Annotated in this window: 11 protein-coding genes; 8 read left to right on the top strand and 3 right to left on the bottom strand. The window is 44.1% G+C overall.

Annotated features, from left to right (window positions below):
• Positions 1 to 3 precede the first annotated feature (3 nt).
• From ACI882_RS00470 to ACI882_RS00450, 5 genes are all read left to right on the top strand, one after another.
• Complete coding sequence (locus ACI882_RS00470; RefSeq protein WP_411746615.1) at positions 4 to 1,848, top strand: methyl-accepting chemotaxis protein; 1,845 nt, start codon at positions 4 to 6, stop codon at positions 1,846 to 1,848.
• Between the two features lie 252 nt (positions 1,849 to 2,100).
• A complete protein-coding gene (locus ACI882_RS00465; protein WP_411743616.1) occupies positions 2,101 to 2,421 on the top strand; it encodes a DUF2956 domain-containing protein in 321 nt (106 codons plus the stop codon).
• A gap of 52 nt (positions 2,422 to 2,473) precedes the next feature.
• A complete protein-coding gene (locus ACI882_RS00460; RefSeq protein ID WP_411743615.1) occupies positions 2,474 to 3,082 on the top strand; it encodes an RluA family pseudouridine synthase in 609 nt (202 codons plus the stop codon).
• A 44-nt stretch (positions 3,083 to 3,126) separates the two neighbouring features.
• On the top strand, positions 3,127 to 3,804 hold the full coding sequence (locus ACI882_RS00455; protein ID WP_411743614.1) for a putative 2OG-Fe(II) oxygenase: 678 nt from the start codon (positions 3,127 to 3,129) through the stop codon (positions 3,802 to 3,804).
• An 89-nt stretch (positions 3,805 to 3,893) separates the two neighbouring features.
• The gene (locus ACI882_RS00450) at positions 3,894 to 5,675 is read left to right on the top strand and encodes an alpha-amylase family protein (RefSeq protein ID WP_411743613.1); all 1,782 of its coding nucleotides are present in this window, start codon (positions 3,894 to 3,896) and stop codon (positions 5,673 to 5,675) included.
• 12 nt (positions 5,676 to 5,687) lie between these two features.
• Here the strand turns inward: ACI882_RS00450 and ACI882_RS00445 are convergent, their stop codons facing one another.
• Complete coding sequence (locus tag ACI882_RS00445) at positions 5,688 to 6,359, bottom strand: nitroreductase family protein (protein WP_411743612.1); 672 nt, start codon at positions 6,357 to 6,359, stop codon at positions 5,688 to 5,690.
• Between the two features lie 69 nt (positions 6,360 to 6,428).
• On the opposite strand from ACI882_RS00445, the gene ACI882_RS00440 reads away from it, so the two are divergent.
• Both ACI882_RS00440 and ACI882_RS00435 read left to right on the top strand, forming a co-directional pair.
• Positions 6,429 to 7,226 carry a fused DSP-PTPase phosphatase/NAD kinase-like protein gene (locus ACI882_RS00440; RefSeq protein ID WP_411743611.1) on the top strand — a complete coding sequence of 266 codons (798 nt, stop codon included), beginning with the start codon at positions 6,429 to 6,431 and terminating at the stop codon, positions 7,224 to 7,226.
• Positions 7,219 to 8,955: an ABC transporter ATP-binding protein gene (locus tag ACI882_RS00435; protein ID WP_411743610.1), complete on the top strand. Its 1,737-nt coding sequence runs from the start codon at positions 7,219 to 7,221 to the stop codon at positions 8,953 to 8,955. The genes ACI882_RS00440 and ACI882_RS00435 overlap by 8 nt, the downstream gene beginning before the upstream one ends.
• A gap of 72 nt (positions 8,956 to 9,027) precedes the next feature.
• On the opposite strand, the gene ACI882_RS00430 is transcribed toward ACI882_RS00435, so the two are convergent.
• Together ACI882_RS00430 and ACI882_RS00425 are read right to left on the bottom strand one after the other, a co-directional pair.
• Positions 9,028 to 10,236, bottom strand: coding sequence for an NnrS family protein (locus ACI882_RS00430; protein WP_411743609.1), 1,209 nt, complete (start codon positions 10,234 to 10,236; stop codon positions 9,028 to 9,030).
• Between the two features lie 17 nt (positions 10,237 to 10,253).
• A complete protein-coding gene (locus ACI882_RS00425) occupies positions 10,254 to 10,700 on the bottom strand; it encodes an RrF2 family transcriptional regulator (protein WP_411743608.1) in 447 nt (148 codons plus the stop codon).
• A 163-nt stretch (positions 10,701 to 10,863) separates the two neighbouring features.
• Here ACI882_RS00425 and ACI882_RS00420 point away from each other — a divergent pair, with 163 nt between their 5' ends.
• A complete protein-coding gene (locus ACI882_RS00420; protein ID WP_411743607.1) occupies positions 10,864 to 13,221 on the top strand; it encodes a nitric-oxide reductase large subunit in 2,358 nt (785 codons plus the stop codon).
• Positions 13,222 to 13,242 lie beyond the last annotated feature (21 nt).

Here is a 13,242-nt window from a genome sequence, read left to right as displayed (position 1 = left end):
GATATGAAAAATTTAGCGGTGAGCACTAAGCTCTCTATTGCAGTCGCCCTTTCTATCACGCTAATGCTGTTAATTAGTGGTTATGCTGGTTATCAGCAATCTAAATCGATGTTAATAGACCAGGTCTATTCGAATATAGAATCCAGCGGTCAAGACCTAGCTAGCTCGATTAGCGCATGGCAACAGAATAAACTTGATATAATTAATGCCACGGGTTTAAAAGCAGATACAGATGACATTGGAACCGTTTTAGAGCAAGGGTTACTCTCTGGAGACTTTCTTTATGTGTATGTCGGTACAAAATCAGGTGAGATGCTTATGCGACCTGATGAACCGTTAGGCGACGATTTTGATCCGAGAACAAGGCCATGGTACAAGGACGCTTTGGCAGCAGGTAAGCCCATTGTAACCGAACCCTATATCGATTCAGAAACCGGTGAAACAGTGCTTTCGTTTACCCAGCCTATACCTATGGGCGTAATAGCGGGTGACATTTCGATGGAGGAAGTTATTCAATCGGTCTTGAAGCTTGAAATAGGCCAAACTGGCCGAGCGCTGCTTGTTGGCAGCGCAGACAATATTATTGTTTCAGATAACGCAGAACTCCTTGATAAAGATGTCAGCGGCCTATTTACAGGAGATACGTTAAGTAACAATGTAAATATATTCATGATTGAAGGTAAGGAGTATTTAGCCGCAAGTTACACTGTTCCAAATACTGCATGGCAAGTTGTTATTTCTGTTGAAACTTCGGATGCCTTTGCTTCTCTGAACACCTTAATAGTGAGTACTTTTATACTTTCGCTAGTCACTATTATTGTTGTCTTAATTGTTGTCGTTTTTATTATTAGGATCTTACTCACCCCATTGAGGCATCTAGGGCTTGCAATGGAAGATATCGCATCTGGGGAGGCAGATTTAACTAAACGAATTACAGTCTCTAGTGAAGATGAAATTGGTAAATTAGGCAAAAATTTCAATGATTTTGTAGAGTCAATCCACAACCTTGTCGTTAGAGTTATTGGCTCGGCGAACGAGATGCAATCTCTTTCCCAAAACACTCGTGAGACCGCTACCGCCAACAATGAAAGCGTACATCAACAGCAGTCTGAGATTTCTCAAGTAGCGGCAGCTATCCATGAAATGTCTTCAACTTCTGCGGCGGTGGCACAAAACGCAGAACAAACAGCCGACTCGGCACTGCTCGCAACGAACGAAACGTTACGAAGTGAGACCGCTGCGAACGACAATGCCACGCAAATGGGAAATTTAACGACGGAAATTGATAAATCGACGTTAGTCATCAACGACCTAAACGAGCATGCAAAGAACATTGCAACTATTTTAGCAACTATTCAAGGTATTGCCGAACAAACAAACTTACTCGCTTTAAATGCGGCGATCGAGGCAGCACGAGCTGGTGAGCAAGGAAGAGGCTTTGCCGTAGTGGCTGATGAAGTGAGGGCCTTATCTATGAGGACCCACGAAGCGACAGGCGAAATTCAAACAATGATCGGTTCTTTGAGAACTCAAACTGAGTCTGCTGTTATGCAAATGGATAAGAGTAAACAGATCGTTGAGCAGACGATGACTACGGCAAATTCCGTCTCTGAAAGTCAGGCCAGTATAAAAGCGGCTATAAATGAAATTAACACTCAAGCCATTACTATTGCTGAATCATCAAAAGAGCAGAATATTGCCACAGAAGAAATCAACCGTATCACTCAAGCTATACAATATGCGTCTCAACAATTGGCTGAAAATGTCGATACTGCTTATCAGCAGGCTGAAGAGCTTAACAAAATAGGTGAATCGGTTCGAAGCCATTTAGGGCGATTTAAAACATAAATTGACTCGAACCCATACCCTACGTTGTTCATCGTATAAGCAGGTCGCTTGCCTCTTCAATTTAGAGGCAAGCGACCTGAATTTTTATTGCGATGTGATAATCGTTTTAGCAATCATTCACCGCAGTGCACCATAAATGACCAACCTTAAGTCACAACACTTCCAACAATTGCTTGACGATGTCGTTGTCATGGCTGGTATAGTATTGCTCAGTTTCTCTAAACGTCCGCAATAAAGTCATAGTGAATAACCATGAAAAATAGCCCTTCAGAAAAAACGCAACAAGAGGCGATGCAAATAGCCAAAGCGACTGCACGCCCCGGCCAAACCAAAGAACACACTAAGTTAATTGCTAAAGGTGTTGAGAAAGGCATTGCGGAATACAAAAAGCAACAAAAAGCAAAAGCTCGCGAACGAGATAAAGCAAAGAAAAAGGTAGCTACTGGTGAACCCGAAGTAGAAGTACTTGCAGTCAAACCTAAAGCAAGTCTACCTGTTTGGCTGCCTTGGGTTCTACTCGTTGTTAGCTGGGTTGGTTTTATCGCGTTCACACTCATTACGACAAATGTTTGACCCAAAAAGCGACCCTTTTGTTGCCCCTGTTTGTCATGAGGCTATCCAGATCGTGTTTGAAGACGATGATATTCTCTTGATAAACAAACCCAGCGGGTTGCTAAGCCTATCGGGCAAAAACCCACTTAATCAAGATTCGGTTCATTTTCGCTTAACGCAGCAATACCCTGATATTCGTCTATTGCACCGGCTCGATCTTGGCACATCGGGCGTGATGTTATTGGCAAAAAACAAAGCGGTTAACACGGCGTTAATGCAACAGTTCCAAGCTCGCACAATTGAAAAAGATTACATCGCATTGCTTGATGGGCTGATAAAAGAACAAACCTTCATCATAGACTTACCCATTGCCAAAGGTGAGTTCCCTGCTCAAAAAATATGCCAGCAAACGGGCAAGGCGGCGCAAAGCAAAGTGTCAGTCCTTGACGCTAACGAGGTAAACCAAACCACTCGGGTAAAACTCACGCCCTTGACCGGTCGTACCCATCAGCTGCGCATTCATTGCCGTGAAATTGGCCATCCTATTTTAGGCTGTGATATTTACAACAATAACCACAGTCAGAAAAAAGCCGAACGCTTGTTATTACACGCCCAATCATTGAGTTTTGATCACCCAACTACCGGCGCTCGTATCAATGCTGTATGCGATTGCCCATTTTAACTGGTAAACTTAAGTTTATTTATTGCGCACACTGAAGGTTTGAAATGGATTACGAGTTAACCACCGTCGATGAATCGTTCGAAATAGAACCGTTAACACTTTGGCAAAGCCAGTGTTTTATCAGTGAAAACCCCTATCATGCACTGCTCAAACAAGAGCTCATCAATCGTGTCTACCAAGATGCACAAAGCAGCGATGTCGATGTAAAAAGTGATGTCGCCCTTGGCGCGAAGCTTAACTTACAAGAAAGTGAATTAGACTTCCTGGATACCGACGATGCCAACATTCAAACCCTAAACAGCTTCTTGTCAGAATTAATTATAACTGTGGCCGCAGAAACCAACCAAGGTTTTTGGCCTGAAGATGCCGATGTAGCAGCCACCATTATCGAAAGTTGGTATCACATTACCCAAAACGGCGGTTACCATGATGCCCACAGCCACCCTAACTGCTCTTGGTGTGGCATTTATTATTTAGACCCAGGTGATGCCGATTACAGCAAAAAAAGTGGTGTAAATCGGTTTTATGATCCTCGCGTTAATGCCGATCACTACTTAGATGCGGGCAGCCAATATTTAAACAGCACGGGCATTTGGGATATTGAGCCTGTTGAAGGACAAGTGATTATTTTCCCATCTTACTTAAAGCACTCTGCCCTGCCTTATTTTGGACAGTCTGACCGAGTGGTGATTGCCTTTAATGCCCGTGTCGATTTTATTTAACGTAAAATCAACCCAATAGAAATATCAAACTCCTGTACCGTTAATAATTTGTACAATGGTTTTTTATTAAATTCATACGGGAGTGTTGCGTGACTAACCCACCACAAGGTAAAGCTGTTGTTTATCAAGTGTTTACTCGTTTGTTCGGTAATAAAAATCGAACCAATAAACCTTGGGGCTCCCTGAATGAAAATGGCGTCGGTAAGTTTGCTGATTTTAACGATACAGCCTTGGCGGCCATTAAAACCTACGGCACCACCCATGTTTGGTACACCGGTGTGCCTCATCATGCACTAATTAACGAGTATCCGGGCATGAGTAGTGATCACCCTGAGGTGGTAAAAGGCCGTGCCGGTTCACCCTACGCGGTGAAAGATTACTATAACGTTAACCCAGATTTAGCGACTAACCCTGCCAACCGGCTAGCCGAGTTTGAAGCGCTCATTGCGCGTACCCACCAGCACGGCATGAAAGTAATCATCGATATTGTGCCAAACCATGTCGCTCGACAATACCACAGCACCAGTGCGCCAGATGAGGCTCGAGACTTTGGCGCAGATGATAATACGCAAGTAGAGTACCAGCGCGACAACAACTTTTACTACTTACCAAATGAAAGTTTTGCAGCGCCTGACTTTCCAGAAGGGTTTGAACCACTGGGAGGAGAATTCAATGCAGAGCTAACGGGTCATTTTATTGAAACACCCGCAAAGTGGACCGGCAATGGCTCAACACTGGCCAAGCCCAGTTGGGATGATTGGTTTGAAACCGTCAAAATAAATTATGGCGTTACCCCAGATGGCCACAAAGAATTTGATCAGCTACCTGCCGATTTTAGAAACCAAGACCTACATGCCCACTTTGAATTCTGGCAAACGAAAAATGTCCCCAACAGCTGGCTAAAATTTCGCGACATCGCGCTTTACTGGCTTGCCAAAGGCGTTGATGGGTTTCGATTTGATATGGCCGAAATGGTGCCGGTTGAGTTTTGGAGTTACTTAAACTCGGCCATTCATCACGCTAACCCACAAGCTGAGGTGATTGCTGAGGTATACCAGCCTAACTTGTATCGAGATTACCTTCACTTAGGCAAAATGAATTACCTTTACGATAAAGTCGATTTATACGATTCCTTAAAAGGTATTATTCAGCATAAGGCCGGTGCCCATATTATTGATGATATTCAAACCCAGTTAGAAGATATTGATGCCAATCTGATTCGCTTTTTAGAGAACCATGATGAGCAACGTATCCCATCGCCAGAATTTGCTGGCAGTGCCGAAAAAGCCTGGCCCGCCATGGTGGTCACCGCATTAATGGGGCAAGGCCCAACTATGCTCTATTTTGGCCAAGCTCAAGGCGAGAAAGCAGAGTCCGATCTTGGCTTTGGCCGAGCCAGCCGCACAACAATTTTTGATTATGCCGGTGTGCCAGCCCATCAAGATTGGATGAACGATGGTTTGTTTGATGGTGGTTTATTATCGTCAGAGCAAAAGGCTTTAAACGAAGCCTACCAACGGCTACTGACTTTCTCGGCAAATGAAGCTAGTTTACAAGGTTCATTTTACAGCTTACATGCAGTGAACTTATCGGCAGAGAGTAGCTATGACGACAGAAGCTACAGCTTTGTAAGGCAGCATGGCGATGAATGGGCGATAGTCATCGTTAACTTTGACAACGTGCCTAAGCATTACTCATTGGTATTACCAGCCGAGCTGGCTAACGGTTCGCTTAAACTTGAGCCAAAGGCAATGCTTACTGAGCAAATTAATGGGGCTAATCACCAACAGCCCCTACTTCATAGCACCGATAACCAGTTTAAGCTCAATATCAGCTGCCCGGCTTACGGTGCTTTGGTATATAAGCGTTGAACTTAGTCACTTTTAGTCGATAAAAGTGGCGAACTGCTCAAGTGGCTTTTTCTCGATGCTCGGCACCATGCAGTCTTTTTCAGGATACCCCGCCACTAGAATCATATAGGGGCGTTCATCTTTCGGGCGCTTTAAAATTTGATTTAAGAACTTCATCGGGCTTGGGGTATGGGTCAAGGTAGCAACGCCGGCCTGATGCAACGCGCTAATAAGAAAACCTGAGGCAATACCCACAGATTCTGAAGTGTAATAATGCTTTAACTTGTTACCATCTTCATCGTAAGTGAACTTTTGCAAAAAGATGACAATTAGGTGTGAGGCTCGCTCTAAAAATGGCTTATCCGCATCGGTACCTAGAGGTGACAAGGCATCTAACCAATCTTCTGGTGCCTTTTCAGAGTAAAACTCACGCTCCTCCTCTTCTGCAGCCTCTCTTATTTGCTTTTTAACCGCAGGATTAGACACCACAACAAAGTGCCACGGTTGCATGTTGGCACCGTTTGGGGCGGTACCAGCGGCTAACAACGCATGCTGAATAACCGAATCTGGGACTTTTTTGTCAGAAAAGTCACGAATAGAGCGCCGCGTCTTTATTTGCTGGTAAAACTCAGCGGCTTTGGCCTCCATTTCAGGCTCAGAAAGCTCTGTAAAGTTCAATGGCTGCGGAATATAGTCATTATTCATTATCATTACACTCACATCATTAAAGAGATTGATAAGCCACTCGGCTAATGTGGCTAAACATAGTTGAAAATGGATGTTTTTGACAACCGTTATTTAACTGGCCTAGGTTTTAAAGCTCAGCACGCCTATAATGACCGTTTTGAACATCAGGTAATTCAGCGGTCGATGAATTTGTTAAAAAGACGCTATAGAACTAAACGTGCTAAATGGAATGCGACGCCGCATAAAACTGGCTCCAAACTGGGGCTTTTTTATGATAGACACTTTGTCGATCATGCTTTTATTCGTGCGCTCAATCGCAATTTTCATGCCTTAGATGCAAATGTTTACCGTGGTAGCCAGCCGTCTCCTAGGTTTATTAAACAACTCAAAGCCAAAGGGTTTAAAACTATCATCAACTTACGGGGTGAAAATAAGTCAGCCAGCTACATTCTTGAAAAGCAGGCTTGCGAGAAATACAGTGTTCGTTTAATTAATACCAAATTGAACTCGCGGCGTATTCCGGAACCTAAAGAATTTAGACAATGGCTAGACTTTGTGAATAACTGCGAAAAACCAGTGATGTTTCATTGTAAGTCAGGAGCTGACCGTGCCGGAATTGCGGCGGCTATGTATGTGTTAATTCACACCGATTTAGGCATTGATGAAGCCAAAAAACAGCTTAGCCTGAGGTATTATCATCTAAGCCATTCTAAAACCGGCATTCTTGATCACTTTATAGACGCCTATGCACAGTTTAATGCGCACACTCCCATCGCCTTTGTTGATTGGTATGAGCAACATTGTGATCGTGATGCCATTGCCGCGTCTTTCAAGCCATCCACACTCTCTAATTGGTTAGTCGAAAAGGTACTACGTCGTGAGTAATCCAAACAACTCTCATTTAATTAAACGCCTGTGGCACGACTACACCCGTAAGCACAGCGTCAAACTGAGCATCGCTATATTTTTTATGCTGCTCGAAGGCTATGCGATGTACATTTTCGTGAAAACACTTCAGCCTATGTTTGATGTGATTTTTATTGCCGGTGATGAAAGCCAAATTTGGCCAATTACGCTGGCGGTATGTGGTGTCTTTGTAATTCGTGGTGTCGGTTCATTTATCCATCGCTCATTGATGGTCAAAACTGGTGTGCTCATTGTTGGCGATATGCAACGTAATTTAACCCGTCACCTGTTGTCGCTCGATGTGTCCTTTTTTAATAAACACTCACCCGGTGAACTCATTGAGCGAGTACGTGGCGACACCCAAGCTTTACAAGGGTTTGCCAGTACTACGTTATTAACCCTAGGTCGTGATACTGCGCTATTAATTGCAATGCTCAGCAATGCAATTTCCGTTGACCTCATGTGGACGCTGATGATTTTTATAGGCTTTCCACTGTTAGTATTGCCTATCGGCATTTTACAAAAGCTAATTCGTAAACAAACTCGTAAAGCACGTACGGCTTCGGCCATGCTTTCAACTCGGCTCGATGAAATTTTTCACGGCATCAAAGCTATTAAACTAAACAACTTGGCTAAGCATGAAGATAAGCGTTTCTATTCGGGTGTAAATTCCTTTGTTAAGACTCAAATGAAATCTGAGTACAGCCGCGCGGCTATGCCTTCATTTATTGATATTATTGCTGGGCTTGGTTTCATTGCGGTGATTTATTATGGCGGCCATGAAATTATAGCCGGTGAAAAAACGGCCGGTGCGTTCATGCAATTCTTTACTGCGATTGCCTTGGTACTCGACCCTATTCGTCGCTTAACAAATATATCGGGCGCTATTCAAGGCGCGATTGCAAATTTAGAACGCATTTATTTCTTATTCGATCAAAAACCTAAACCTCGTTTAGAAGCGAATGAAAAAGCATTAACACAGCCCTATGGTGATATTGAATTTAAAGAAGTTGAGTTTGGTTATACCGATCAATCCGTGCTTAATAAATTAAGTTTTATTGCGCCCGGCGGAAAAACAACAGCTTTTGTAGGCCCAAGTGGCGCAGGTAAATCAACGCTGTTTAACATTCTCACCTTATTAGAATTACCAACGGCGGGCACAATTACCATTGGCAAGCAAGATATCTCAACAGTTGATACCAAAGCCTTACGCCACGATATTGCGGTTGTTTCTCAGGAGTCGGCATTGTTTGATGAATCGCTCTATGAAAACATCAAGCTAGGTGATCTAGAAGGTGATGATGAAGCCGTAGCCAATGCAGCCAAAGCGGCTTTGGTTTCTAAGTTTGCCGATAGCCTGCCCGATCAACTCGATACTCTAGCAGGGCCTCGCGGCTCAAACCTATCAGGTGGTCAACGCCAACGTGTCATTATTGCCCGCGCTATTTTACGTAATGCGCCCATCTTATTGTTAGATGAAGCAACCTCCGCCTTAGATAACCACACCGAGCAAAAAATCCAAGCATTATTAGATGACTTTGCCGAAGACAAAACCACACTGGTTATAGCGCACCGTTTAACTACCGTGATGAATGCCGATCTAATACATGTGATGCAAAATGGTCGTATTGTAGAAAGTGGTACCCATGCGGAATTACTCGCGATGAATAATCACTACGCAGCTTTGCATACAACGCTAGAAAGATAAACAAGTAGAAGTAATGATGACGCTGCGCACAGCTTGCTAATTGATTTAGCTGTGCGAGTACCTTTGAAGCTATTAACCCGGCTGACCATCGAATCTTGGTTTAGTCAAAATTGGCCAGAAATGCATAAAAAATAGGCCGTAACCAATTGACCAAAATATGATTGAAACGGCCATGACTTGGGCATAATTCGCCCAAAAATAAACACCCAGAATACGCACAATAAAGGCCATGAACACGGCAATAAATGCGCCCACCATCCAATTACTCACCGCCAACATGCGCCCTGTATGTCCTAACGAAACCCGTGAGATCATTGCCAAAATCATTAAGCCAATACCACCCACGGTTAAACTGTGTAGCGCTTGCGGGCGGCTAATAACATTTAACCAAGGCTGCAATGCAAATAAACCCAGACCCACTGGAATACACCAATAACTTAAGTGCAATGACCAAACCAGCGGAAAGCGGATGGTCACCTGAGGGCGCCAGCGCATTGCACGATAGCTGTGCAATAAAGTAGCAATCGCCAAGATCAAGGTATTGATTAGAACGGGTAGCACCGCCGGAAAACTAACCACGAACGCTGAGAAGATAGTAAATAAAATGGTCGACTTTTCTAACCAAGGCAGACCATCGACTCTTTGAGTTTGCGTTCCGTTAGCGGTGAACATGGGGAAAATTCGCCCCGCCATCAAACTAATAAGCAAAATAACGGCCATCACCATTAGATAGCTTGCTTGCTGAGATAGCAAATAGGCATTATTAAGCGCAGCGTAATGCATCAGGGCATTTGCCAGTGTCATCACCGTTAAGATAGGCAAGAAAACCAAGTTGCGCCAGCGTTTGGCTTTAATAATAGGCAGCGCGAGCACTACCGCCGTGATGGGTAAAAAACTCATATCAAGTGTAATGATTAACGCATTGGGTAAGTAGCCGTTAAATGGAAAGCTTAAGCGCGCGAGCACCCACAACAATACCAACCCACCCAGTTTCCAACCACCAAAGCCAGGTAATCCGGTCCAGTTCTTTACGGCGGTTAGTAAAAAACCGGCAATGATTGCTGAGCTAAAACCAAACAACATTTCGTGCATGTGCCACCACAGAGCACCACCGTAAATATTCAAGGTTAAATGTCCGCTTAGCACCAGAGACCATACTATTAGGGTGACTAGGCTTACTAATGGCGCTAATAAAAAGAAGGGCCTAAACGCCAATGCTAGCCATACGGAGACAAACGAGCGTTTAGGTAAATTATTTGCGGGGTTTATCGGTTTCTGCATTTTTCGCTCACTTTTCGTTAACTTGCGTGTTCTATTGATAAAAGGTTCACCAAACCCGATCGATGTTTTTCGCCAATCAAATCAGCCAAAGTATATTTTTCTAACGTGGAATAAAAACTATCTTGCGCTTCTACAAAGATATTTTTCATTTGGCAGCTGGGCGTAATAACACATTGGTTGTTAGCACCAAAGCATTCAACCATTTTGCTACCGTCTTCCATACTACGCACCAATTTGCCAATGTTTATCTGCTCGGGCGGCCTATTTAAACGAATACCCCCATTTTTACCTCGCGTAGCTAGAACAAAATCCTTTTGACTAAGTCCCTGCACTACCTTCATCAGGTGGTTTTTGGAAATACCGTAACTCAGGGCAATGTCATTGATGGTACAAGGCCTATTTTCATTCACTGCTAGATAAATCAGTACCCGCAGCGAATAGTCAGTAAAACGAGTGATATTCATAAGAAAACTAATTTCGATTTATAAGATGCATTTAGTTTACATCTTATAAATCGAAATGTACACTGCCGCAAAAGATGCATTTCCACTGCATCTTAAAGATTTACAGCGAATGAACACCCCGAACAACAACACGACTGCATAACCAGTGACCATGGAGACTACAATGAAAAAATACTATCGATTATGGTGGACATTAATTGCCATATTCGCCATAACATTTGGCATTCTCGGGTATTTCGGTAAAGAAATTTACCGAGAAGCCCCCCCTATACCCGCGACCGTTGTCAATGAATCTGGCGATGTGTTGATGACCAGTGAGAGTATTCTCGATGGCCAAATTGCCTGGCAAACCACCGGTGGAATGCAACTTGGCTCTATTTGGGGTCACGGCGCTTATCAAGCACCCGATTGGACAGCCGACTGGTTGCACCGTGAATTGGTGAACTGGTTAGATATTGCAGCGATCGAGACTTTCCAAACCCCTTACGAAAATCTCAATGAAGAACAACAAGCTTCATTACAGTTTAAACTGAAAAAAGCTTATCGAACCAACACCTACGACACCGAGTCGGACACCTTAGTGTTATCAGAGCGACGATTAGCCGCGATTGAAAAAACAGCCGATTATTATCACCGATTGTTTGGTGACGACCCCGCACTAACCGAAACACGCGCTAACTTTGCGATGAAAGAAAACACCCTTCCTGATCCTGAGCATCGTCAACGCATGACCGAGTTCTTCTTCTGGACAGCATGGGCTGCTGGCACTGAGCGCACGACTGAGTCGGCTACCTATACCAATAACTGGCCACATGAGCCTCTCATAGACAATGTTCCAACCATGGAAAATATCGTTTGGTCTATTATCAGTATTATTCTTTTAGTCGCCGGTGTTGGCTTGTTAATTTGGTTCTGGGCTTTCTTCCGTGATGCCGATGACGAAGAACTTGTCGTTCCTGAAAACGATCCGTTAACCAGTTTTCAATTAACGCCATCACAAAAGGCACTGGGCAAATATTTATTTATTGTTGTCGCGCTGTTCTCTTTTCAAGTCATGATGGGAGGCTTAACCGCACACTACACAGTTGAAGGTGATGGTTTCTACGGCATTGATTTAGCCAAATGGTTTCCGTATAGCTTAACCCGTACTTGGCACATTCAATCTGCATTGTTTTGGATTGCAACAGCTTTCCTTGCCGCCGGTTTATTCTTAGCACCGATTATTAATGGTGGTAAAGACCCAAAATTTCAGAAGCTAGGTGTCGACATTTTATTTTGGGCATTGGTTGCCGTCGTCGCGGGTTCATTTATCGGAAACTTCTTAGCTATTTCTCACATGATGCCGCAAAACTTAAGTTTTTGGTTAGGCCATCAAGGTTACGAATACGTTGACTTAGGTCGACTCTGGCAAATTGGTAAATTTACCGGCATCGTATTGTGGTTAGTCTTAATGTTGCGCGGAATTGTGCCTGCTTTACAACAGCCGGGTGACAAGCACTTATTGGTATTACTGACCGCTTCCGTAGTGGCCATTGGTTTATTCTATGGCGCTGGCTTTTTCTACGGCGCACGTACGCACATCTCTGTGATGGAATACTGGCGTTGGTGGATCGTTCATCTTTGGGTTGAAGGCTTCTTCGAAGTATTTGCCACTGCCGCACTGGCGTTTATTTTCGTGAGCATGGGTATTGTTTCAAAACGCTTGGCAACCATTGCCAGCTTAGGTTCGGCCTCTTTATTTATGCTCGGTGGCATCCCTGGTACTTTCCATCACATGTATTTTTCAGGCACCACAACGCCCGTTATGGCAGTAGGCGCGGTATTCAGTGCACTTGAAGTTGTTCCCTTGATTGTATTAGGCCATGAAGGCTGGGAGCATTATCGTTTACAACGCAGCGCGCCTTGGATGCAAAAAGTAAAATGGCCATTGCTGTTCTTCGTTGCGGTCGCGTTTTGGAATATGGTCGGTGCTGGGGTCATGGGATTCATGATCAACCCACCAATCTCGTTGTATTACTTGCAAGGTTTAAACACTACGGCAACGCATGCGCACGCAGCGCTGTTTGGTGTGTACGGCTTCTTAGGTCTTGGCTTTGTCATCTTAGTTTTAAGATACATTCGCCCTAACATGACCTTCAGCGAACCACTGATGAAAACCGCATTCTGGTGGCTCAACGGTGGCTTAGCATTAATGTTGTTCACCAGCTTGTTGCCCGTTGGTATTATTCAATTGGTTGCCAGTGCATCAGAAGGCTTGTGGTATGCCCGCAGCGAAAGCTTCATGCAGACTGATTTACTGCAAACATTACGTTGGATTCGTACCTTTGGCGACGTTGTCTTTATTGTTGGCGCGTTAGCTGTCAGCTGGCAGGTCGTTAAAGGCTTGTGGCTCGATAAATCAGAAGGCACTGAGCAACCAGCTGTACCTTTATGGAGTAACGGCGCTGAAGGCCGCAAACCAGAACACGGTGTAGATGTTTGCTGTGGCAGTTGTGGTGGCTCTGACGCTGTAAAAGATTAATAACCGTCAGTTTATTTAGAG

The organism is Reinekea sp., from assembly GCF_046710285.1.
Lineage (GTDB): Bacteria > Pseudomonadota > Gammaproteobacteria > Pseudomonadales > Natronospirillaceae > Reinekea.
Note: the sequence above shows the minus strand (reverse complement) of the source record. Positions and strands in the feature narration are given on the sequence as shown.

What these genes read in the sequence shown, in the direction of transcription:
- ACI882_RS00425 (WP_411743608.1), bottom strand. Translation starts at nt 10,700, where the DNA reads ATGAATATCACTCGTTTTACTGACTATTCGCTGCGGGTACTGATTTAT.
- ACI882_RS00445 (WP_411743612.1), bottom strand. Translation starts at nt 6,359, where the DNA reads ATGAATAATGACTATATTCCGCAGCCATTGAACTTTACAGAGCTTTCT.
- ACI882_RS00420 (WP_411743607.1), top strand. Translation starts at nt 10,864, where the DNA reads ATGAAAAAATACTATCGATTATGGTGGACATTAATTGCCATATTCGCC.
- ACI882_RS00455 (WP_411743614.1), top strand. Translation starts at nt 3,127, where the DNA reads ATGGATTACGAGTTAACCACCGTCGATGAATCGTTCGAAATAGAACCG.
- ACI882_RS00430 (WP_411743609.1), bottom strand. Translation starts at nt 10,236, where the DNA reads ATGCAGAAACCGATAAACCCCGCAAATAATTTACCTAAACGCTCGTTT.
- ACI882_RS00470 (WP_411746615.1), top strand. Translation starts at nt 4, where the DNA reads ATGAAAAATTTAGCGGTGAGCACTAAGCTCTCTATTGCAGTCGCCCTT.
- ACI882_RS00465 (WP_411743616.1), top strand. Translation starts at nt 2,101, where the DNA reads ATGAAAAATAGCCCTTCAGAAAAAACGCAACAAGAGGCGATGCAAATA.
- ACI882_RS00440 (WP_411743611.1), top strand. Translation starts at nt 6,429, where the DNA reads ATGGATGTTTTTGACAACCGTTATTTAACTGGCCTAGGTTTTAAAGCT.